At 63.6% G+C, this 21,382-nt stretch carries 26 protein-coding genes; 18 read left to right on the top strand and 8 right to left on the bottom strand.

Annotation, left to right across the window (positions count from 1 at the left end):
* The 3 genes from ACFTE1_RS16345 to ACFTE1_RS16335 all read right to left on the bottom strand — a co-directional run bounded on the left by ACFTE1_RS16345 (window position 1) and on the right by ACFTE1_RS16335 (window position 1,147).
* Entirely contained in the window at window positions 1-441 is a 441-nt protein-coding gene (locus ACFTE1_RS16345) for a hypothetical protein (RefSeq protein WP_380621479.1), read from the bottom strand.
* 73 nt (window positions 442-514) lie between these two features.
* Window positions 515-751 carry a hypothetical protein gene (locus ACFTE1_RS16340; protein WP_380621477.1) on the bottom strand — a complete coding sequence of 79 codons (237 nt, stop codon included), beginning with the start codon at window positions 749-751 and terminating at the stop codon, window positions 515-517.
* An 81-nt stretch (window positions 752-832) separates the two neighbouring features.
* Window positions 833-1,147, bottom strand: coding sequence for a hypothetical protein (locus ACFTE1_RS16335; protein WP_380621475.1), 315 nt, complete (start codon window positions 1,145-1,147; stop codon window positions 833-835).
* A 1,321-nt stretch (window positions 1,148-2,468) separates the two neighbouring features.
* On the opposite strand from ACFTE1_RS16335, the gene ACFTE1_RS16330 reads away from it, so the two are divergent.
* Window positions 2,469-2,876 (top strand): ArsR/SmtB family transcription factor, encoded by a 408-nt coding sequence (locus ACFTE1_RS16330; protein WP_380621713.1) that lies wholly within the window; start codon window positions 2,469-2,471, stop codon window positions 2,874-2,876.
* A 320-nt stretch (window positions 2,877-3,196) separates the two neighbouring features.
* Window positions 3,197-4,447, top strand: coding sequence for a hypothetical protein (locus ACFTE1_RS16325; RefSeq protein ID WP_380621473.1), 1,251 nt, complete (start codon window positions 3,197-3,199; stop codon window positions 4,445-4,447).
* A 7-nt stretch (window positions 4,448-4,454) separates the two neighbouring features.
* Here the strand turns inward: ACFTE1_RS16325 and ACFTE1_RS16320 are convergent, their stop codons facing one another.
* From ACFTE1_RS16320 to ACFTE1_RS16305, 4 genes are all read right to left on the bottom strand, one after another.
* Window positions 4,455-5,462: a DUF2637 domain-containing protein gene (locus ACFTE1_RS16320; protein ID WP_380621471.1), complete on the bottom strand. Its 1,008-nt coding sequence runs from the start codon at window positions 5,460-5,462 to the stop codon at window positions 4,455-4,457.
* 798 nt (window positions 5,463-6,260) lie between these two features.
* Window positions 6,261-6,803: a hypothetical protein gene (locus ACFTE1_RS16315; protein WP_380621469.1), complete on the bottom strand. Its 543-nt coding sequence runs from the start codon at window positions 6,801-6,803 to the stop codon at window positions 6,261-6,263.
* Window positions 6,804-6,903: 100 nt separating this feature from the next.
* Entirely contained in the window at window positions 6,904-7,311 is a 408-nt protein-coding gene (locus ACFTE1_RS16310; protein ID WP_380621468.1) for a hypothetical protein, read from the bottom strand.
* A gap of 532 nt (window positions 7,312-7,843) precedes the next feature.
* The gene (locus ACFTE1_RS16305) at window positions 7,844-8,323 is read right to left on the bottom strand and encodes a ShKT domain-containing protein (RefSeq protein ID WP_380621466.1); all 480 of its coding nucleotides are present in this window, start codon (window positions 8,321-8,323) and stop codon (window positions 7,844-7,846) included.
* A gap of 385 nt (window positions 8,324-8,708) precedes the next feature.
* Here ACFTE1_RS16305 and ACFTE1_RS16300 point away from each other — a divergent pair, with 385 nt between their 5' ends.
* The 3 genes from ACFTE1_RS16300 to ACFTE1_RS16290 all read left to right on the top strand — a co-directional run bounded on the left by ACFTE1_RS16300 (window position 8,709) and on the right by ACFTE1_RS16290 (window position 10,836).
* Window positions 8,709-9,707, top strand: a complete 999-nt coding sequence (locus tag ACFTE1_RS16300; RefSeq protein WP_380621464.1) for a DNA cytosine methyltransferase — start codon at window positions 8,709-8,711, stop codon at window positions 9,705-9,707.
* A 435-nt stretch (window positions 9,708-10,142) separates the two neighbouring features.
* The gene (locus ACFTE1_RS16295; protein WP_380621462.1) at window positions 10,143-10,376 is read left to right on the top strand and encodes a hypothetical protein; all 234 of its coding nucleotides are present in this window, start codon (window positions 10,143-10,145) and stop codon (window positions 10,374-10,376) included.
* Between the two features lie 19 nt (window positions 10,377-10,395).
* On the top strand, window positions 10,396-10,836 hold the full coding sequence (locus ACFTE1_RS16290; protein ID WP_380621460.1) for a phage terminase small subunit: 441 nt from the start codon (window positions 10,396-10,398) through the stop codon (window positions 10,834-10,836).
* Between the two features lie 67 nt (window positions 10,837-10,903).
* Here ACFTE1_RS16290 and ACFTE1_RS16285 read toward each other — a convergent pair whose 3' ends face one another.
* Window positions 10,904-11,107 carry a cold-shock protein gene (locus ACFTE1_RS16285; protein ID WP_380621711.1) on the bottom strand — a complete coding sequence of 68 codons (204 nt, stop codon included), beginning with the start codon at window positions 11,105-11,107 and terminating at the stop codon, window positions 10,904-10,906.
* Between the two features lie 287 nt (window positions 11,108-11,394).
* On the opposite strand from ACFTE1_RS16285, the gene ACFTE1_RS16280 reads away from it, so the two are divergent.
* From ACFTE1_RS16280 to ACFTE1_RS16220, 13 genes are all read left to right on the top strand, one after another.
* Window positions 11,395-13,026 carry a terminase gene (locus ACFTE1_RS16280; RefSeq protein ID WP_380621458.1) on the top strand — a complete coding sequence of 544 codons (1,632 nt, stop codon included), beginning with the start codon at window positions 11,395-11,397 and terminating at the stop codon, window positions 13,024-13,026.
* A 345-nt stretch (window positions 13,027-13,371) separates the two neighbouring features.
* The gene (locus tag ACFTE1_RS16275; protein ID WP_380621457.1) at window positions 13,372-14,790 is read left to right on the top strand and encodes a phage portal protein; all 1,419 of its coding nucleotides are present in this window, start codon (window positions 13,372-13,374) and stop codon (window positions 14,788-14,790) included.
* Window positions 14,768-15,730 (top strand): VG15 protein, encoded by a 963-nt coding sequence (locus ACFTE1_RS16270; protein ID WP_380621455.1) that lies wholly within the window; start codon window positions 14,768-14,770, stop codon window positions 15,728-15,730. The genes ACFTE1_RS16275 and ACFTE1_RS16270 overlap by 23 nt, the downstream gene beginning before the upstream one ends.
* A 68-nt stretch (window positions 15,731-15,798) precedes the next feature.
* Window positions 15,799-16,287: a hypothetical protein gene (locus tag ACFTE1_RS16265; protein ID WP_380621453.1), complete on the top strand. Its 489-nt coding sequence runs from the start codon at window positions 15,799-15,801 to the stop codon at window positions 16,285-16,287.
* 35 nt (window positions 16,288-16,322) lie between these two features.
* Complete coding sequence (locus ACFTE1_RS16260) at window positions 16,323-17,480, top strand: phage major capsid protein (protein WP_380621451.1); 1,158 nt, start codon at window positions 16,323-16,325, stop codon at window positions 17,478-17,480.
* Window positions 17,481-17,508: 28 nt separating this feature from the next.
* Window positions 17,509-17,880, top strand: a complete 372-nt coding sequence (locus tag ACFTE1_RS16255; protein WP_380621449.1) for a hypothetical protein — start codon at window positions 17,509-17,511, stop codon at window positions 17,878-17,880.
* 101 nt (window positions 17,881-17,981) lie between these two features.
* Window positions 17,982-18,215 carry a phage head-tail adapter protein gene (locus ACFTE1_RS16250; protein WP_380621447.1) on the top strand — a complete coding sequence of 78 codons (234 nt, stop codon included), beginning with the start codon at window positions 17,982-17,984 and terminating at the stop codon, window positions 18,213-18,215.
* Entirely contained in the window at window positions 18,215-18,640 is a 426-nt protein-coding gene (locus tag ACFTE1_RS16245; protein ID WP_380621445.1) for a DUF5403 family protein, read from the top strand. The genes ACFTE1_RS16250 and ACFTE1_RS16245 overlap by 1 nt, the downstream gene beginning before the upstream one ends.
* 1 nt (window position 18,641) lies before the next feature.
* Window positions 18,642-19,121, top strand: a complete 480-nt coding sequence (locus ACFTE1_RS16240; protein WP_380621443.1) for a hypothetical protein — start codon at window positions 18,642-18,644, stop codon at window positions 19,119-19,121.
* 135 nt (window positions 19,122-19,256) lie between these two features.
* The gene (locus ACFTE1_RS16235) at window positions 19,257-19,634 is read left to right on the top strand and encodes a hypothetical protein (RefSeq protein ID WP_380621441.1); all 378 of its coding nucleotides are present in this window, start codon (window positions 19,257-19,259) and stop codon (window positions 19,632-19,634) included.
* Window positions 19,635-19,839: 205 nt separating this feature from the next.
* Complete coding sequence (locus ACFTE1_RS16230) at window positions 19,840-20,601, top strand: phage tail tube protein (RefSeq protein ID WP_380621439.1); 762 nt, start codon at window positions 19,840-19,842, stop codon at window positions 20,599-20,601.
* A gap of 55 nt (window positions 20,602-20,656) precedes the next feature.
* Window positions 20,657-20,992, top strand: a complete 336-nt coding sequence (locus ACFTE1_RS16225) for a phage tail assembly protein (RefSeq protein ID WP_380621437.1) — start codon at window positions 20,657-20,659, stop codon at window positions 20,990-20,992.
* An 80-nt stretch (window positions 20,993-21,072) separates the two neighbouring features.
* The gene (locus ACFTE1_RS16220; RefSeq protein WP_380621435.1) at window positions 21,073-21,381 is read left to right on the top strand and encodes a hypothetical protein; all 309 of its coding nucleotides are present in this window, start codon (window positions 21,073-21,075) and stop codon (window positions 21,379-21,381) included.
* Window position 21,382: the final 1 nt, after the last annotated feature.

Here is a 21,382-nt window from a genome sequence, read left to right as displayed (position 1 = left end):
CTACTGGGCCTCGGACTCCTCGGCGACGGCCGCCAGACGGGTATGAATCGACGACAGAAACTCACAGTTCACCTCGCCGTACTTCACGCGGTAGAACTCCCGCATCACCGGGAGGATGTCCTGCGTCCAGTCCTCGCCGATGAGTGCGAGGGACTTGCAGAACGACACGGCCATATCGTGATGACCGATCGGAGACCAGGGCCCGTTCAGGCGGGTCCCCTGGAAATACCAGTCAGGCGAGCGGTCCGTATCCACCACGAGCGCGTATTCCCACGTCGCAGCCGTATACTCCCGGCCGATCACCCCGCCACCGACAACAGACACAGCTACCCTCAGGCGAGGGTCGTCCATGTCGACGGCCGGGACCTCCAGCCAGTAGATCTCCTCAAGCATTTCCGCGCGTTCGGATTCAGTAACCGGAGTATCGAAATTGCTGGTCATAGCACTCACTCTCATGTTGTGAGCGATTGTCTGCGCAGGTGGCGGGCATGGAGCCCGCCACCGTTCCGCGTTGCTAGGCGACCATCGCCTTAAGCTCGGCCTTCACACGGCGTGCGACTTCACCGCGCCAACCTCCAGCGTTGGCGAGGAAGTACAGCACGACACCCGTGCCCGATTCGAACCCGTACGAGTCGCCCACCGATTGCAAGGCGGCCATGGCATCGAGGTACGGCCGCGCCGCATCCTTGACGTTCGTCCACTCGGCCTCGATCTCGGCAGCGATCTCGGACAGGGTACGCTGGTCTTGCACGACAATCACTCTTTTCTGTTTGGTGTATTTGTGCTGGTGAGCAGGTGTCGTTACCACCTGCTCACCGTCTATCGAGGACGTTCAGCCGAGCCAGAACGAATCATGGCCCGTGTAGTCGTCCTCCTCCATCCAGGCGAGAATCTGCAGGATGGTGTCCGTGGACCATGTCCATTCCACCCATCGCAGATCCTCATCTTGAACCCGGTAGAACACCAGGTCATATTCGGTCGACTGGTTCGCGTAGGTGCTCGCTTCGCCCTCGCTCATATATCCGAGCGGGTAGTCAAGCTCCTCTGCGGCCTCTTCGACCTGCCGCATAAGGCCCTGATGACCTTCTACGTCCCAAAGCTCCTGCACCCATACGGGTGCGCCGCTTTTCAGGCTCTGCACGTTCATTGAGACTGCCTCCAATGTGGCTAGTTGATTGTCTATGGTTTTGACCTGCAAAGACGTTCAATCACACTGTGTGGGACAATTAGCGGCCTGGGTCACGCGCCAGGGGCAGTGCCGTCGTTCTCGCCTCTACGACCCCCTGACCTGCGTCGAGCGCAGGGGAGCCCCCTCCCGAAGGAGTTTGGTGTGGTGAAAGAGACCTCGCCGACCATTCCCGAACCCCCGCCGCCTGAGCGGCAGAGGCCTGACGTGGTGTGCCTACGTGTCCGTTATCCATGCCTGCGGAGCCGTCCCGGTCCCGGCGGCCGTCGCGACGGTTCCCCGTGCGCTACAGCTGGTGTCGACCTCGGTAGCCCGTCCCCCGTGGGAGGTGCTGACGCTCGGCCGCGCCGTGTCCCGTTGTGCCCCAGGGGCTTTGACGTTTCCGCCTGCCCCGTTTGGCATGACTCAATTAAAGCGCACCGACAATTCCGGCGCAATTAGGGGGGGTCGACTTTTCGCAATTCCGCAGGAAATTCGGGGCGTCGAATTGATTGGGCGATAAAGGGATCGCCCAACGTATTCGAGAATTGCGGCCAAACGACCCCATCGGACAGACACGCGCGGCCACTCCGGACGGCCACGGCCACACGCGCAATGGCCACCGGCCGCCCACCGTGGCCACAGGACGGCCAACGGCCACACGGACGGCCACGGCTAGGCCAGTGGCCCACGGCCGCCACAACGGCCACATAGGAGCGCGCACGGCCACGCGCACGGCCGACGATGGCCACGCCCATGGCCAACGGCCACAAGCACGCACAGCCACGGCCACGGCCACGGCCACAAGGGGAACGCCCGTGCGCGCCACACGCGCGCGGAGGAGAGGCCAACGAGCAGCGGCCACGGCCAGTGGCAGCAGGCAGCAGGCAGCAGGCAGCGGACAGCGGACAGCAGGCCAATGCACGGGAATAACGGCCTTGACCAGCGGTAACAGGCGTTTGAAGCGAGTCGAGGACGAGGTGAACGAGCGATGTTTGCGCAGGTCACGGCAGGAATGACCAGGTGGGAGGGGGTGGGGCGGGGGTATGACCCCGTAACGCTGTGTGAGTCTACCGCCACGTCGTAGCAGCTGAGGGTCCGCCACGGTTTCCAACCCGCTGACCTGCATAAACAGGAAGCCCCTCGACCAGGGAAAATATGGTCGAAGGGCTGCGTTCTCGCTCCAGTCTAAACGAGCAGGTCAAATCGAGCGCACCTGGCTTCCATAGCTATTCCAGCAAATATCGCCAGCGATCGAGGTACCGCGCAGCGAAGTACTGGTCATGCCGTGTCGTTGTTCCTTATGATGGGCTGCATAGTCACGCCCATGACTGCCTCAAGGACCCGACGATCGGAAGTGCCCATGCCCGAGACGCCTATGCCCGCTCTCCTGTTTCAGGCCCTTAGCGAGCCCTTGCGCTTGAGTATCGTAAGGGAGCTGATGAACGGAGAAGCCACCGTCAACGAGCTGACTCGGTCGGTGCAGACGAGTCAGCCCAGCGTTTCCAAGCACTTGAAGCAATTGCGCAAGGCCGGCGTTGTGGGGTCCCGCCCCGAGGGGCAACAGCGCTGGTACCACCTTCAACCTGACGCGTTTGACCAGTTGAGGGATTTCCTTCGTGCTTTCGACAAGTCGCCCGCGAAACAGGGCTCTGGCCGTGTGATCAGGCAATCGCGCGCTAGGCGGCCTGAGCGGATGACCAAGCCCTGAAGGACGTGGTCACCTAGTGGCCACGCTATTCGCTGGTGGCCACTAAGTCCGGCTACCGGTCGGTCGCCTGCCCATTGGACTCCACCATGGCCAGGGCCTTTCGCACTTTGGCCAGGTAGCGGCGGCCGGTTCGTGCAGCGCGACCGGGTCTCTCGTATCGAGGCATTGACAGTCCGCCCGGGGGCAATTATGGTATTTAAGATTCAAATTATCGGTTTTGGTTGCAGTGCAGGCTAATACGCATGTCAGCGCCAGATTGGTCGCTGTCGTCCGTGTGTGGCTTCTGTGGCCATGACCCCTCAACTGAGAAAGGAACCCAGATGACGGATACCCCGGAATCTTCGGTCCTCGGTGGCGAACGGAGATTGTCATGGCGGATGCCCATAGTCTTTTCTCTTGCGGCTGTGCTCACTCTCATGGGCCTCAGTCCTGCTGAAGCCAGCGCCAAGGCACAGGGCTTCGACGGTGGCCTGGCCGTCGAAGGCCAGGCACAGGTCGACCTGGAACAGGCTCAGATTACTGCGGTTCTCCTCCCTGAACAGGAGCGCTACGCAGAGCTTAAAACAGGTGATGACGTCGAGATGTTCCCGCTTCCTCAGGGCGCTGTCGAGGTCGACGAGCGCCAGTTTCGGATCTATCTGGACAGAAAGGATATTCCGAAGCGCTATATTGACGATGGGCAGGTTGACCTGTCGTTCACGGCGATCGTTCCCGGTGAACAGCCTCGGGTGCTGTCGGCTGAAATGTCCCTGACTGCGCAGGACAACGGGCTCTGGGCCGACGCCTCCGAGGAGTTGGCGCCCAAGGGCTTCGCGGCCAATTCCGTGCCGGAAACCCCGTCCCTCACGTTGACCGAACAGGAAGGCCCGGGCCTCATCGAATCTGGGGTCATGCCCTCGTCGACCGACGCGGTCGGATCTTCAAGTATGTTCCCCTGCCGACGGATAAGGGAGCGGCACCTGGAGTCCAGGAAAGCCTGGGCCGCTGTTGGACGTACGTACCCCGACCAGTCCGACCCTGACGCCAAGGCCAGGATGGTCTACTCGTCGAGCAGATCCCATTCCACCTCCTTCGGTGTCGGCATTAGCGCCTCGAAGTATGTGGACTTCAAGGCCAGTGGAAACGTGAAGCGCAAGGCCAGTTGGGGCCAGTCGTTCCCCTACACCAACAAGGCGCGTGAGTACCAGATCGAAGTCGTTAACGGCCTGTATGAACGGATTTACTACTCAGAGTTCAACGACAGGTGCTATCCGATACTCAGGCAGTACGTGTGGAGGGTCATAGAGGAGACCGGCGGGACGAAGACCGTCAACCTCAACAGTGTCCCGAAGTACACCAACTGCGCCAACGTCGCAGAGGGCACTTGGACTCGCAACAGCTCCAGAGGAAAGTCCTTTAGCCGCTCCGGTGGGCTGAAGATGCTCGGCATTATCGACATCAATCTGGGTTCCAAATCCGGTTTCGGGCAGGAGAAGTCCTACAGCTACAGCATTCCGGATAACAGAAAGAAGATGTGCGGCAGGAGCGCCGATCCCGCCCACGCTGGCGACATCGCCATGTACAGCCGCTGACCGGTGATCAGCCGTTGAGACGACTCTCCTCGCTGTCGGTCGACGCCCCCGACGGTGCTGGCCGACAGCGAGGAGCCAGTGTTGCAGAGGTGTGAACGCAGTAGATCTCGTGGCCGCCCACGTGCGATAACTGTCTGGTGGCCACGTGCATCACTTCAGTGGCCGCATTGTGGTTATCACTGGTGTTGGCGGCCATAGCTTTGCGTGCTTTGGCCAGATATCGGCGGCCGGTTCGTGTGGCGCGGCCAAGGTGGGCTGCCATGTCTACGTCGGTGGCCTCCGGGTTGGCCTTCAGGTAGGCGATGGCCATTGCCTGAAGTTCGGTGGCCGAGCCGCGGGGCCGCAATTCCACCACATCATTTTCTTCGGTCTCGCAATTCTTAATTGCGTGCCGGGATCGTTCTATTTCCGTCTCGGCAATTACATTCGTATCAGACGGATTCTCCGTAGTCTGGGGTTGTCCCGCCGCCCGTCTGAGATCCATTTCAGGTGTGGTCTTCTCCGTGTTTGATGTGGCGGCGGGGCGCCAGAGGGCCGCAGTCGGGACGTGGTGGCCGCAGATCGCCTGCCGCGGCACGACGATTCCCTGAACAGGGCCGGTGGTGGCAGCTACGTCCGGATGATCCACGCTGCCGCCGGCCTCTTCAGTTTCCTCGGCGGGCTCGGGACGGATCAGCTCGAACACCACGAGTAGCGAGATGGCGGGGATGGCGGCTACGGCCTGGGCGCCTATCGAGAATTCGGCCACGGCCATGTTGCAGGCCAGGGAGATGAAGATCCCGAGCGCGAACGCGAGGTAGGCGACTCGGCGCTTGGTCTTCGAGGCGTGGTTGAGGTAGAGCGCGCCGGCCACGACCATTCCGTCCACCGCCACGGGGTAGCAGTAGGCCAAGCTCGGGGACTGGCCGTATTTGATGGCGGTCTCGATGATGTGGCTGAAGCTGATCCAGGCGGTCACGGCCGAGACGACGGTGGCGACGATAATGTTCAGGTTGTTGCGTATAGTAGTGAGCACGGTCAGTGTCTTTCTGCCTCATAGCGACTGTGGGGCACTGGCCTACAGGGGGATACTGGGCTCCCGCGCTCTTGACGTCATTGCTCGCGGGGGCCCTCTTCTCTCACCCTGGCCAGTCACGTTCAGTAACTCCCAGGTCTCGCCGAGCAGTCGCAAGGGGTTCCTTGAGGCTTGAGGCGAGGGAAGGGAGCCCTCGCCCCTACGACGATCAAAAATACAAAACCCCAGTACAGGGGTATTGTTGATCGCTCGTAGGAGCGGGGACGAGGTGAGACGTGGCGGGTTGGTTCCCGTCGGCCGTCGGTTCGGTCGGTCGCACACACGCCACAGACGTAGTTAAGCGTCTGTCAGGGCGGGATATGCAGGCAACTCTCGGCACGCCGAGCTGAAGATAGAGGTCGACCAGGGACTCCCGGAACGGGGTATGGGACTGATTTCAGCGGCCACGGTACGGACATGCCCGGCGCTCTGCACGCCGGAGACTGGGCCTGCCTTGCACCCGCCCCAGAAGGGGGCGGGCAACGCCTCGCGGTCACCTGCTCCATTACACTCGGTGGTTACCTTCTGAGGGACCCGACCGGCGACGGGGACGTTTGATCAGGGAGTTCTCGATGCGTCTCCCACGCCATAACCCGGCTCTCGGCGCACTCCGGACACGGTTCACCTGGTACCGTGGAACCCTAGGTTGTTTCTTGTAGCTAAGCAACACCTTATCGCCCCGGCAAATCCACGGATTTGTCGGGGCTCTTCTTTTGCCTTGAACTGCAACGACTTCGGTCCGAATGCGCTGGGCGATAGCTAGGATGCGCTGTGCCAGACGAACGGAGTCAAGCTGCCGGTGGCGGCCATGGTGACTATGGCTCCCACGGCTAGGAGCCCGAGGCAGGCCGAAGCGATCCGACGCCAGCGGCCGATCCATGCGGCGACGGCGGCGGCCAGGGGATAGACGTAGGACCAGAGGTAAAAGGCAACCACGCCCACCTTGTAGGCCCATAGGGGGCCGTCTCCGCGCGGAACATCGACGCCGTTGTAGCCTCCTTCGGCCAAGAAGACTCCGGCGGCGCTGACGACCATGAGATAGGAGATAGCCAGGATGGCGAAGACATTTTGACCGATGCTCTGAACACGCCGCCTCGCAGGAATTGCGAAGCCTGATTCGAGTTCTCGATGTTGGGGAGGCTTCTCGGTCTGTACCGAGGCCTGGGCCGGAGTTTCTGTCAGCGGTTCGACCCGGGCGGAGGCGGATACAAGTTCGGGTGTGTGCGCCCGGATGCGAATGCGCTGCCGGGGATGATAGATCGGGGAGAGCGGCCCCTGCCGCCGAGGATGAGGGTGCGCCATGGACTGATGATATCGGTTCATGACAGACTGTCACAATACTTTCGAGCCAGCCCAATTAACAGCGCACGAGTCGGCCACGAAGACCTCCTGCGAGGCCAGGTCAGGGACCCGGCCTGAACACGACGACCATGGAGATCCAGATCATCGCCCACACAGCGATGGCGACGACGGTCGCGAGGACTGGAGCGACGAGACCGAAGATGCCGGCCTTGATGATTCGCCGCCGGTGTCGCGGCTCCTCGGCGCGGCCCCACGCGCGGGCAGTGGCGACAGTGAGGACGGCGAGGTTGGCGGCGCCGCTGACGGCGAGCCCTATCGCCGGCCCATCGAATACGGGTTCCGAACTCCCGGCGAGTACGGAGGCGATGCGCCAGCACAGGTATCCGGCCCCGGCGACGTAGGCGGTCAATGCGAGGCCCCACAACCCTGTGAGGGCGGCGGCGATCGGCGGCATCGCGGGGTCGCGAGGTTGGGGAACGGCGGGGTGATGAGTCGAGGGATTGCTCATGGAGCGAGCATACCGTCCGGTAGCACAGAGTCGCGATCATGATAACGAAACAACAACGGAGCCTTGGCTCTCGCGGATTTATCGACGGCGATCAGTGAAATGTCTCGGGGGCATTGACCTGCACCCCAAGAAATTGCATGAGCGAGGATCATCACTTTTCCTTGACAGTTGCCGATCCTGCATTAGGCTTGGCCGAAGGCCATTTATTACTATCGACATCGCCCCTCGACCATCGCTGAGCGCGGAGCGCCGCCCCCTCCGGGGCGGCAGCGCAGCGCGCATCGGTCAACGGCTTCGTCACCAGTGATCAATGGCCGACGGTGAAGACACCGAGCCTGAGCCCAATGGGGATTGGGCTAAAGGACCCAGGTTGAAGGGCAGCCCTGCAGGGCTGCCCTTCTTTCGCTCCTAGGTCTTCGGTCTTAGACATAAGCCTAAGAGCTGAGCTTTCTGCCGTTGCCTCTCGGGCCCGCCGCCGCTGGAGCGGCGCGGCCCCAAAGCCTCTCGGTCCTAACGGTCACTTCAGGGCGATCTAGTTCTCGCCACACCAGTTACAGGTTTTTGGACATTGCTCCTGCATGAGAGTCTTGTAGATTTCGCTTGAGCAGAGGGATGCCATTGCAGCGCAGGTAGGCAGCTTGTCCTCGCACCTTTCATCTCCGGATTCACAAGTCGAAACCTCGACGCTCACCGTCGCGTCATCCGGTGAAGCAGTCGCAGCAGCCGCAGGGGCTGCCCCAAACGCGAGTACTGCCAATATTGAGATCGCGAATCTCTTGATTATGTGTGCACTGTTCATGAATGCTCCCATCATGCAGACTGAAGGATTGGTGATATCACCATAGGGAAATACGGAAAGAACGACCTGCTTTTGCAGAATTTTCATCAGTTTGGGCAATCGGAGTGTCTGCCTTTTTCGCATATGGGTTTGGAGGATTACGTCGGCCGTATCTTCTGCCGGAGCAAGTATTTTTGCAGGCCTTGGGGCGCACCTTCCCATGGTCATTGTCACTCTCTTGTGGTGGAATTGGGGCTGTAAAGCAGGGATATCGAGAAGTACCCTCAGCAATGCCAGGGGCCATTTTCCGTTGACCCCCTTGCATTTCCGGTCGTTCTCGGTTTGACCCGGTGTTTTATAATGGAATCAGAGGCGAACGAGACCAGTCGCCACGCGATCTCACTACAACTGAATATCGAGCAGAAGCCGCCCCCGGTGGGGCGGCTTCGCTGCTTTACTGGCGTCGGTGACGAGGAGCTGGACTACAACTGAATAGCTACATCGGACTGTGAGCGCACTGGGTCTCAGAGGGGTCGGCGGGAAACCGCCGGCCCCGGCCTCATTTAAGACGTTAAACGGCCCTCGGGCCTGCCTATCGGCCTGGACGGTGGTGGTGCCCATGCTGCGCATCGGCTCCCTCTTCACCGGTATCGCGGGCCTCGATCTGGGCCTGGCCGCCGCCGTGGAGGCGGAGACGGCCTGGTGCGCGGAGAACGACTCCCGCGCCTCGATGGTCCTCGCTCATCGCTTCCCCGAGGTCCCGAATCTGGGGAACGTGCGAGAGATCGACTGGGCCGGCGCAGAGCCGGTGGACGTGATCGCTGGCGGGTTTCCCTGCCAGGACGTAAGCGTCGCTGGGGCTCGGGCGGGGATCGCCGAGGGCACCCGGTCGGGGCTGTGGGGCGAGATGGTCCGCGCCGTCGAAGCGCTGCGACCTGGATTCGTGGTGATCGAGAACGTCAGGGGGTTGCTGAGTGCGGATGGACATGTTCGGGTCATGGGACGCGCAGAAGGCACGGTGGATGGTCGTCGACCCTCTGCGTTTCAGGTCCTTGTGGCGGATCTGGCCGCGTTGGGGTATGACGCGCAGTGGATCTGCCTGGGCGCCGACGAGTTCGGCGCACCCCACCGGAGGGAACGCATTTTCGTCCTCGGACGTGACCGATCCCGACCGGCCTCTGCTGCCGACGCCGACGGCGACACGGAGCGACACGAACCCGTTCTCGTGGATCGCGCGACGCGACAAGTTGCCGGAGGGAAAGCGGATGCGGTTCCCGCCGCTGTCGGTGGTGGTTCTGGGTCTGGCTTTTGGCCTGGAAGATACCGTGACACGATCGCCCAGTGGGAGAGGGTCATTGGTCGCCCGGCTCCGGACCCTTCTGCTGTCCTACGAGGGAAACGCGTCCTCAACCCCCGCCTGATCGAGTGGATGATGGGTTTTGGCGACGGCTGGGTGACCGACGTGCCGGGCCTATCGCAGACGGCCCAGTTCCGGCTGTTGGGCAACAGCGTTGTGCCATTGCAGGCGGAGACGATCCTGCGTCGCTTGTTCCGCTGGAGCGCGATCGACCCCAAACCCCACCCCGATCCTGAGGGGGTGGGCGGTGGCGTGGAATAGCAGTGGCCGGCGCGAAGAGCTTCCGGGCGACTGGTTCACCTACCGGCGCCCGGCGGTCCTTCGCCGGGATGGGTGGTGGTGCCGCCATGTCGACGACTACGGCGAGCGTTGCCGGGAACGGGCGACGGACGTGGACCATATCCAACCCGGCTCGGACCATCGTCTCGGGAACCTGCGGGCACTGTGCTCCTGGCACCACCGCAAGAAGTCCAGCTCGGAGGGTGGCCGGGCTCGTGCGGCGCAACGCCGCCGGACGGCCACCCGGTTCAAGCGGGCCGAGCGGCATCCCGGGCTTATTGGCTTATGACATTGCAGGTGCTTGGCCCCTAAGTTGGCCGGGTACCGCCCCCCGGCGTGATCGGGCCTGTCTTCGGGTGTCGTGTCGATAGTTGGTGCGCCCCCTCGGTGGGGCGGGTTGGTTGGAGGGCTCAAATCGTGGATTCGTGGGAGGTCGCATGGCTTGTACTGATGACTGCGTTCGGGGCGTTGGAGCTGGCGGCGCTGGTGCGCCGGGAGAAGGGCGACACGTTCTCCGAGCATGTGTGGGAGTGGTTTGCTGTGGAGCGTGCCGAGGAGCCTCCGCCGTGGCATGTGCAGGCCCGGAGGGCTGTTCTGCTGTGTGCGGCTGTCTGGTTGACGGCGCATTTCGCCACCGGAGGCTGGGTATAGACGAGGCGGGTGATGGCTGATGGGCGCACGTGGACCTGTCCCGGCGCGGGACGATGAACTGGCCCGCCCCCGCGAACGCAAAGGCGTCGACCAATCGGCGGGGCCGGCGGCGAAGGGGAAATCCCTTCCCGCGGTGATCCCGGAGCCGGACGCGGAGTGGCATCCGATCGCCCGACTGTTGTGGGACGCGGCCCGGACCTCGGGCCAGTCGGCCTGGTACCAGTCCTCGGACTGGGCGGTGCTGTACTCGATCTGCGACGACGTGTCCTACTACAAGCGGTCGAAGAAGCGTAGCGGGCAGATGCTCGCGGCGATCAACTCGGCCATGACGGCACTTCTGCTGACCGAGGGCGACCGCCGCCGCGTCCGCATCGAGCTGGAGGTCCCGGAGTCGCCGTTGGAGTCCCCGGCGCTAGCGGCGATCGAGAACTACAAGAAACTACTCGGCAAGATGACGTGAGAGTCATGGCAGCAAAAAAGCCTGTTCACAGTGAAGAACCACTGCAAACAGGCTTCAGCCCATCGAACTAAATAGCGACGATGTTCTCTGCTTGTAGTCCTTTATTGCCCCGGACTACCTCGAACTCGACCTTCTGATTCTCGACGAGTTCGCGCATGTTGGAATCGGCGAAGTTGCTGATGTGGGCGAAGACATCGCTACCGCCATCGTCCTGCTCGACAAAACCGAAGCCCTTGGCCGCGTTGAACCATTTCACATTGCCAGTAGAAATATGTTTCTCCTTGTTGGGCGGTGATGTAGTCGAGGCTTTCGAATACAAGCCTCTAATTATGTCGACTCGACCGCCACGAGCCGATTACCCATCGTACCACGCCAATATTTCGAGATAGAAGCAGGGTGGTCGCATCCAGTTGGAGCGAGAACTCGCTCGCGCTAAGTCGACCTGATTGGCACGTGAGCTGTATTCCTTCTCTGGGTAGGGGTGAGGGGCGGCGCGAGAACGCCGCCCCTTTTTCTTTCCGAGGAAGGGCACTGGCTCGTCGCGAAGGGAGATGTCGCATGACCGCACCCCTCACCAAAGAGGTGATTGACGGCCTGGAGCCGGTGTTCCTCGGCCCGACCTGGAGCCACATGGACGATGGTTCGTGGCTGTTGCCCGAGCGCACGCTCGGGTGGCAGATCGCCGGATGGTGCGCCGAGTTCCTGAACTCGGACCAGGGCGGACCCTGGCAGTTCACCGCCGAGCAGCTGCGGTGGCTGCTGTGGTGGTACGCCGTCGACGAGCACGGCCGGTTCGTCCACCGATCCGGGGTGCTGCAACGTCTTAAGGGCTGGGGGAAAGATCCCCTGGCGGCGGTGCTGTGTCTGGTGGAGTTGTGCGGACCATCGCGGTTCTGTGGCTGGACGCCCGAGGGCGACCCGGTGGGAATGGCCCACCCGAACGCCTGGGTACAGGTCGCGGCAGTCTCCCAGTCCCAGACGCGCAACACCATGACACTGTTCCCTGCGATCATGTCGGACCGGTTCATCGAGACCTACGGCGTGAAGCCGGGCGCGGAGCTGATTCGCGCCGGAGGCGGGCGCCTCCGCCTGGAGGCGGTCACGTCCTCGTACCGAGCCCTTGAGGGCGGACGCTCCACATTCACCATTCTCAATGAAACGCATCACTGGGTATCGGGCAACAACGGCCATCAGATGCATGAGGTCGTGGACGGCAACACCACCAAAACCGACAGCCGGTTTTTGGCGATCACAAACGCCTACATGCCCGGCGAGGACTCGGTGGCCGAGCGGATGCGCGAAGCCTACGAGAAGGAGGCCGAGGGCCTGGCCCTGGACTCCGGGCTCATGTATGACTCGGTGGAGGCCGATCCCCGGACTCCTTTGACGCCGGAGGCGCTGCGGGTGGTGCTGCCCCAGATCCGGGGCGATGCGGTCTGGTTGAACATCGAGGCCATCATCAAGTCGGTTCTGAGCACGACGATCAGCCCGGCTCGGTCGCGGCGGATGTGGCTGAATCAGGTCGTTGCCGACGACGAGGCCCTGTACTCCCCAGCGGATTGGGCACGAATCGAGACCGAGACCGAACTTCAGGCTGGGGACGAGATCGTGCTTGGCTTCGACGGAGGCAAGACCGACGACGGCACCGCCTTGGTGGCCATTCGGGTCTCCGACGCGACGGCGTTCGTCGTCGGCTATTGGCAGGCCCCGGACGGGCCCGAGGCCGAGGGGTGGACGGTGCCGCGCGAGGCCGTGGACGCGGCCGTGCGCAGTGCTTTCGACGCCTTCAACGTGCGGGCGTTCTACGCGGACGTGGCTCTCTGGGAGTCCCATATCGACTCGTGGGCGGCCGACATCGGCGAGGGCCTGGTGGTGAAAGCCTCGGGCCGGCACCCGATCGCGTGGGACATGAGAGGTTCACTGAAGCGCTCGACCGCCGCTCACGAGCGGCTGATGAGCGCCGCCCTAAACGGGCAGTTGCGATACGACGGCGATCGGATCATGAGGCGGCACGCGCTTAACGCGCGCCGCCGCGTCAACAACTACGGCGTCTCGTTTGGCAAGGAGCACCGCGAGAGCAAGCGGAAGGTAGACGCCTACGCGGCCCTGATGCTGGCGCATGAGGCGCTGCAAGACCTCCGCATCCGCGTGAACGAGAAGCAACGGACGGGACGCGGGTATTTTGTCTAGCGCACCTATCCTCTGGCCCAAACAGTCCCTTTTGCGCTACACGCATGTCGTGACTGGCGATACCCGATCTATTACTTACTGGTAACAACTGATAACAGTTCTAACTGACCGCTTGGATACCGCGTGGGTGCTCGGGCAGGATTGGTTTATTGCCATGACGGCGACCGCGCGTTCAAAGGGACCGCCTTTGAGCCCCCTCGTGTGTTGTGACTGTGCGCGCGGTCGTCAACCCCTTGACCGGCCGGACTCCCGTGAAGTCCGGCCGGTTTTTTCTACCCATTTCCCCTGATCACACATAACTGAATAATGCGGGCGCCGAGCGCGCCTTGAGGCGGTGAAGCCCCCTTGTCGAAACCCCTGGCGAAGACTCTCCTGAAGATTCTGGAGGGCGACTCCGACCGTCTCGGCCGGATTGACGACTACCTGCGTGGCATCCATGCCGACCCGTATATTCCGCAGGACGCGGACGCCGAGTACCGCCTCCTCGCTCGGAGGGCGGTCTCGAACTGGATTCCGCTCCTCGTCGCGACGCCGGCCCAAGCCCTATATGTGGACTCGATCCGCCGGGCCGGTTCGGAGGCCGACCTCGCGGAGGCGGAGTGGGAGCACTGGCAGTACTCCCGGCTGGACGCCCGGCAGTTGGCGGTCCATCGCGCCGCCATCGCCTACGGCCACTCGTTCACGGTCACCGAGGCCGACCAGGCCGGGAAATTGCGGACCCGCGGTCTCTCGCCTCTCAGGACGGCGGCGGTGTTCGACGACCCGTCCGCTGATGAGGTGCCGATCGCGGCCATGACGGTGACCTCCTGGCCCGGCACGGACACCCCCGGCCGAGCCCGGCTGTGGGACCACACCTGGACCTGGGACCTGACATTCAAAGCGAACTGGGACGCCGACTCGATCCGAATCTCAAACGCCCGCAGGCACGGGGCACCAGAGTGCCCCGTCACCCGGTTCGCGGCCTACGTGGACTTGGATGGGCGTACGACCGGCGTGGTCGAACCGACGATTCCGATCCAGGACCGCATCAACCAGACGCTGTTCGACTTGCTCTTGACGCAGACGTACCAGTCGACGCAGGTCCGCTATGCCACCGGCATGGCCCCGCCGATCCGCCGCGACCCCGAGACAGGGGAGCCGGTGCTCGACGCCGAGGGTCAGCCGGTCCCGTTGCCGATCAACCACAACGGACGCCGGTTCTTGTTCGCCGAGGACCCGGACGTGCGCTTCGGGTCGCTGGACGCGACCCCGCTCAAGGGGTTTCTCGACGCGATCGAGACCTCCGTCCGCCACCTCGCGGCGATCTCCCAGGTACCGCCGCACCACATCCTCGGCGAGGTCGCGAACCTCTCGGCCGAAGCCTTGCAGTCGGCAGAGAATGCTCTGACGCGCAAGACCGAGGAGTTCCAGAACTCGTTCGGCGAATCGTGGGAGCGGGTGTTCCGGCTGGTGGCCGACGTGGAGGGCCGTGACGAGGAGGCGGGGGACTATACGGCGGAGGTGTTGTGGCGGGATATGTCGCAGACTTCCCTGGCTCAGTCTGCCGATGGCCTCGCGAAGCTGGCCGACGGGCTCGGCATCCCCAAGCGGGGCTTGTGGAACAGGGTACCGGGCGCGACGGGTGGGGAGGTCGCCTACTGGGACCGCCTCGCCCGCGAGAGCGAGTACCAGCAGGATCTGACGGCACTGGTCAACACGGCCACCACCGATGTTATGGCAACCGGAGCGGTGGTGAGTGTTGATGCCGGCCACGACGGTTCGTGAACGAGAGCAGGCCACCCGTGCCTACCACCAGACGCTGACCCGGCTCGGTCTCGCCGCCCACACCGGGGTGCTCAATCTTTGGCGTACCGCTGAGGCCGTGCCTTCAGCCCAGACGCAGCGGCGGATCGTCGCCACGGTCCTGGGAAACTCCTATTCAGTGACCGCCCGACTGGCGATCCTCTACTTCCAGCTGCTGCGGGCCATGTCAGTCGGCAGTGTTGCTCCGGCGGACGGTTGGCCCGCAAGCCCAGTAACGGTCCGGACGCTGCGCGAGATGTTCGCCCGCCTCACCCTCGGCGAGTATGAGCCCGGCGAGATGGCCGAGGACTATCGCAAGCTCGGCCTCGACCGGGGCGCGGGCGGCTCTCTGGCCGCCCGACTCTGGCAGGCACGGCTCAAGCGCTCCCTTGACTACCTGACCGGCCGCCTCGACCAGGTGAACGACGATGACGACCTGGACCCCGACGGCCTCGGGGACTGGTTGGCCGATGAGGTCGAACGGATCGCCATGGACGGCGCCCGCGACCTCATCCACGACGCTGTACGCCAGGACCGGACGGCGCTGGGGTGGGTGCGGGTCTCGAAGACGGGAACGCCCTGCGGGTTCTGCTCGATGCTCATCAGCAGGGGCCTGGAGTTCAAGTACCGCTCGGAGAAGACCGCGACCGGCCGCAGCCGCGAAGGCCCCGACCAGCAGGGCTACGACGGCAGCCAGTACCACCGGAAATGCCGGTGTATCGCCGTCCCGGTCTGGGACGCCGATGAATACGAGACCTCCGACCAGTTCACGACCAACCGCGAGCTTGCGGACGCCTGGCAGACGGTGACGCGCGGGGAGTCCGGCGCGGATGCCCGGCAAGTGTGGCGCAACTGGATCGACAAGCGCAACGCGCCGCTGCGAGAAGCAGCGAAGACCGCCGCTGAACGCGGTGACAACTGAATACGTAAACGAGCGTGGCCGGCCCCGGCGGCCGGGCCCGCTCTGACCTGAATCGTCCGGGAGGCGAGATGGACACCGAAAACACCGAGAACGAGACGACCACTGAGGCCCCTGCTGTTGAACCGGAGACCAACGACGACAGCTCAGCCTCTGATCAGAGTGATCTCCCTACTTGGGCACGCCGAGAACTCGACAAGACCCGAGGCGAGGCCGCGAACTACCGAACCAAGCTCCGTGCCACGGAGACGGAACTGGATTCCCGCGGTACGGCGATGGCTGAGCTGGAGGCGAAGGTGACCGCCCTGGAGGCGGACAAGCAAGCGGCCGAACTAGCCGCGACTCGAGCGCAGATCGCCGCGAAGCACGCACTTCCCGAGGCTCTGGCACGGGTGCTGGCCGGAGACGACTCCGAGGCACTGGAGGCGCACGCGTTCGAGCTGGCCCGCTATGTAGCGCCTGGGCCGGGGGACCCGCGCGGCGGCCTGGACGGCGGCGCGGGCGGCGCGGACTTCGACCCGGTGGAGCTGGCCCGACAGGTGCGGGCGTCTCGCTACTAACCACTTTAGACACAACTGAATAGGGACAACTTCATATGAGCTATACCCCGCATGATGTCGTCAAGCCTGAAAAGGTCGCGGCGACGGCAGCGGTCCTGCTGGAACAGCAACTGGTCCTCCCGGCTGTATTCCGGCGCGAAGGGATCGAACAGTACAAAGGCTCTGAGGGCGACGCGATCACGGTGACCGTCGAGGGTGTGCTTCCGTACCGCACGTACGGGTGGCGCAACGACCGCTCGACGGAACTCCAGTTCGACACCTACCGTGAACGCAAGATCGCCGTCACCTTCGGCGATGACGTGTACTCGGCGGTCAAGCTGACCGACGAGCAGGCCGAGTTCGACATGACCGGCTGGGCCAAGCTCTCGCGCAAGCAGACCGAAGCGCTGGGCAGAGGCCTGGAGCGCAAGGCCGTCGACTACGTCCGCAAGACCCCCTTCGCCGTGACCCTCGGCGTCGCCACGGAGAACCTGAAATCGGGGCTCATCCGCGCACGAGCGGCGATGCGCCAGCTACAGGTACCCGATGGCCCCCGCACGATCCTGTGCGGCGTGAACTGGGAGGCCGCTCTCCTGGAGGACGAGCGCCTGAACCTGGCCTCGAATGTGGGCGAGGCTGAAGCGGTGTCGTCCCTGCGAGAGGCGACCCTCGGGCGCCGGTACGGCTTCAACTTCGTCGTCGCTCCCGAACTGGACCCGGACACGGCCATCGCCATGGTCGATTCGGCCTACATTTTCGCCACGGGCGCACCGTATGTGCCGCAGTCGGTGCCCTTCGGCGCGACCGCCAGCCACAACGGGATTGCCCTGCGGTGGATCAGGGACTACGACTCCTCGCGCGTCATGGACCGCAGCATTTTCAACACCTACCAGTCGTTCAGTTATGTCGATGACATCCTTATCGGCGTGGACGACGCGACCGGTCAGGCGTTCGTCGGCGAACACGAGCACTTTATCCGCGCGATCGAACTGCGTCTCGATGGCACCGACAGTCTGCCGGACGGCGCGAACGGTCGCCCCGACCGCAAGCGCTCGGCCGAAGCCGATGACGAGCTGGCTGCGATCACCGGCCTCGGGACGCGCGCCGATAGCGCTGGCCCGCAGGCGGTGAGTGTCCAGTCGGCCGGAGCGAAGGAGACCGCTGATGGAAAGAGCACCGCTGGCAAGTCTCGTGGCCGTCGAGCAGCGTCTTGATTGGACGCTAGATCCGACGGAACGGAACATGGCCCAAGCGGCACTCGATGAGGCCTCGGCTCTCGCGCGGGAGTACGGGCATGCGGCCTGGGAACCGGGAACGGTGCCCCCGTTGGCGGCGAATCTCGTGGCCCGCGCGGTGGCGCGGTACCTGCGCAACCCGGCCGACTACTCCCGTTCCCGCTCCGGGGATGAGGTCGTTGAGTGGGCCGGCGAGGCGGGCGGGCTCGACTTCACCACCGAGGAGCGGCGTCTCCTGCGGTCCCTTTCGGGTCGGGGTGTGATCGCCTCCGTCCCCGTCATCGCGTGGCGGTCTCAACCGGTGGAGGAGACCGGCCGTGTGCCGGTCTCCGGCGGGGAGAAGCCCTTCCCCTATTACTCGGGTGGGGGGCCGTGGTGACGTATCAACGCCGACGCGGCGAGACGGCGGTCCTGTATCCGGTGGTCGAAACGGTTGACGGCCGGGGGCATCGGGTCCTGGCGGCATCTGTGGATAACCCTGTGGATATCCGAGGCCAGTTCTCCTTCGACCGCAGCTCACGAATGGAAGTCCCCGGCCAGAGCCTGATCAACTTCTACACGCTGCGCACCGAGCCCCATGAGGGCCTGGAGGTCGGGGCGCGGTTGAAATGGCGTGGCCGGCTGTGGGACGTGGAGTCCCCTCCGGCCCGCTACAGCGGGCCCAGAGCGACCGCGCACGTGACGGTGACGATCCGAGAGAGGGTGAACTCCTGATGGGCGACCTCCATATCTACCAGCGGGTCCCGGACACGAACCTCAAGTTGGAGAAAACCATCGGCCAGATCGACGGCGTGCAAGAGGCCCTGCGGGACTACGTCTTCGCGGCGAAGGCCCGGGGTGACGTGATGCTGATCGAGCACCGCGTCGACGGTCACGCCGAACTCCAAACCGAAGCCGGGAAGGTGGACCACTACCTCGTCCTCTCTGATGAAAGGGGCGAGCGGTACGCTGCTGCGATCGAGTTCGGCCGCGCCGCCTACAAGGACCCCGACACCGGCACCGTCTACCCGCAGACCGATGGCCTGTTCATCCTGCACAAGGCCATGGATGTCCCGATCAAGCACACCGTGAAGCCGCTCAAGATCAAGGCCCGCAGGAAGCCGGGGCCGAAGAAGAAGCGCAAACGGAAGAAGAGCTGACATGGCCGGACTCCCTGAAAATGTGCGCGACCTGGTCGAGCGCGAGCCGGTCGAGGACCTGATCCTCGCGCTATTGCGCGAGGCCCTACCGGGGGTGGCAGTCCAATCCCAGTTCGTCTACCCACAGCCGTTGCCGGTCGTCATCGCCCGCCGGGACTTCTCACCCGACAGCGATGAGGGCAACCGGTTCGTGGACCTGGCGGACGTAAAGATCCAGTCCATCGCACCGGACCCCGACGGGGACCGCGACGCCGCCCTGCTCGCCGAGGCGGTCCGGGTCGCGTTGCGCGAGGCGTGGACACGGCAGACGATCGTCCCCGGCATCGGCTACCTGACCTCGTGCCAGGTCCGCTATGCGCCTCGGCGGGTAGCGGACTGGGTGACAGCCTCCGGTCCGGTCCAGTACGCCGACCTGCCGGAAGGCACATGGCGGTACGAGTCCACCTACGCGGTGGCCGTGCGAAGGCTGATGCAACCCTAAGTCCAGAGACCGGAAATCTACTGACATATCAGCAGGAAGACAGCCGCATTCAACAATTCCACAACAATGGGGTGGCACAGTAGCAGGGCAAGAAAACCTCAGAACCTATTCCCTGAAGTTAAAAGGAGAATCGCTATGCGCAAATCTTGGATCACCCGCCTCGCGATCGCTGGTACCGCTGGCCTCGCGCTGGTCGGCATGACGGCTGCCCCTGCCATGGCTGGCGATAAAACCTACAAGACCGACCGTGGATACTTCAAGTTCATCGACGATGGCGACATGTTCAAGATTTGCGACACAAAGAAAGATGGACATGGAGTAAAGGGCTATCTTTACCTGAAAGATGGAATGACCGGGAAAGTTCGCAAGGTCATGACCATCGACGACGGTGGCGACAAGGGCTGCGATAAGAAGGGCTTCAATATCGGCAACTTTCACCAGTACCGGATGGTCTTCATCTGGAACGGCAATGGTGGCGAGTATCAGGCTGTTTCGCCCTGGTTCAATGAGTAACCACATTTCACTCAATCTAAGTCAATGATTCTCGACCGCTGATTGAGAATCATAAGCGCTTCCACACGGCGGAGGCGCTTTTCTTATGCCCCTGAAGTACTCCTGACCTCGGGCGGAAAACATAACTGAATCTCCATAACTGAATTAACACAACTGAATATAGCCTGCTCTCGGCTGCGGCCGTGGGCGGGGAGAAGGAACATAATTGAAGAACGACAGCGCAACGCTGGTCGTCGGTAGCGGTAACTATTTCGTCGCCCCGGTGGGGACGGCGCTGCCCGACGACCTTCTCTCTCCCACTTCTCCGTGGGACAACATCGGACACACCTCGCTCGAAGAGATCCTGGCGATCGAGGCCGAAGGCGGCGAGGCTACCTCGATCGGCACCTTGCAGAACAAGACCCTGCGGACGGTCTACAGCCCCCGTACCGAAACGCTGCGGGTGACGCTCCAGCAGTTCGACACTCAGTCGCTGCGGCTGTTCTTCGGCTCGAACATGGAGACCCTGTCGTCGGGGATGCAGGGCGTCCCGACCGAGGCGAAGCCCTCGAAGAAGGCCTTCCTCGCCGTCTTCCTTGACGGTGAGTCCTATTTCGCGATCTGGGCTCCGCATGTGGAGATCTTCCGCGCCGACAACCCGTCTCTTGGTGATGGCCAGACCCTCGCCGGTCTCCCGCTCGGGGTCAAGCCCCTCGCGTTCGAGCAGAACACCTGGACGTATGCGATCACGCCTCTCGGGGACACCCCGGTCGAGGCGGAGACGGCATGGGCCGGCAAGCCCGGCAGCTTCGAGCCGTACAACGCCGTCCCCCCGGCCGACCTTCAAGAATTGGGCGACCAGGCCCTGGCCGCCCAGCCCTCTGAGGCGTGGGATGAGGGCGAGTACATCGTGCTCGGCGACGCCACCGAAGCCCACTGGGACGGCACCGCCTGGACTGCTGGCAAGGCCCCGGCCCCCGAAGCCTGAATCGGTCTGTCCGCCGGCCAGACCAATATCGACAACTGAATAGAGGACGAATCACATGGCATCTACTGGGCTCGACGCGATCCGCGAGGCCGCCGAAGCGCGATACGGCAACCTCGACATCGACATGGGCGACGGCTCTACCGTCACCCTCTTGAACGCGCTGCGGCTGCCGGAGGCCCGCCGCGATCGTCTCGCCTCCCTCCAGGACTCGTTGAGCGACGGCGATATCGCCGTCGCCGACCAGATCGGAGCGTTGCGGGAGATGGTCGGCCTCGTCGCGGCCACGAAGGGGCAGGGCCGGCGCCTGCTGGAGGCGATCGGTGAGGACGTTCCGGCGCTGTTGACGGTGCTGGAGCAGTACGGGCAGGGCTCCGAGCTGGGGGAAGCCTAAGCCTGGCCCGACTCGTCGATGAGTACGGGACCGGGCTCTACCCCGATCTCAAACGGTATTACGGGGTCGACCTGGCCGGAGTGATCGCCGGGGACGGCCCCGCGCCGTCCCTCGTGCTGCTGCTGATCGAGGCGCTGCCGGAGGAGGCTCTGACGCGCGCCATCGCGGCGGGCAACGAGGGCCTGCACGGCTGGGACGCCTCCCGGTTCCTGCTGGCCGACATCTACGACGCCATCAACTTGAACACCCGCGCGACGGGCAACTGGAAGAAGAGCCCGCCGACGATTCCCCATTGGCCGCGCCCGAAACCCAGGCAGGCGAGGGAGCAGGCGAAGCGGGTGACGGTGGCGGATCTTCATGCCCGGTTCACGGCCGGGCCGAGGGGGTGAG

Source organism: Salininema proteolyticum (assembly GCF_042685645.1).
Taxonomy (GTDB): domain Bacteria; phylum Actinomycetota; class Actinomycetes; order Mycobacteriales; family Micromonosporaceae; genus Salininema; species Salininema proteolyticum.
Note: the sequence above shows the minus strand (reverse complement) of the source record. Positions and strands in the feature narration are given on the sequence as shown.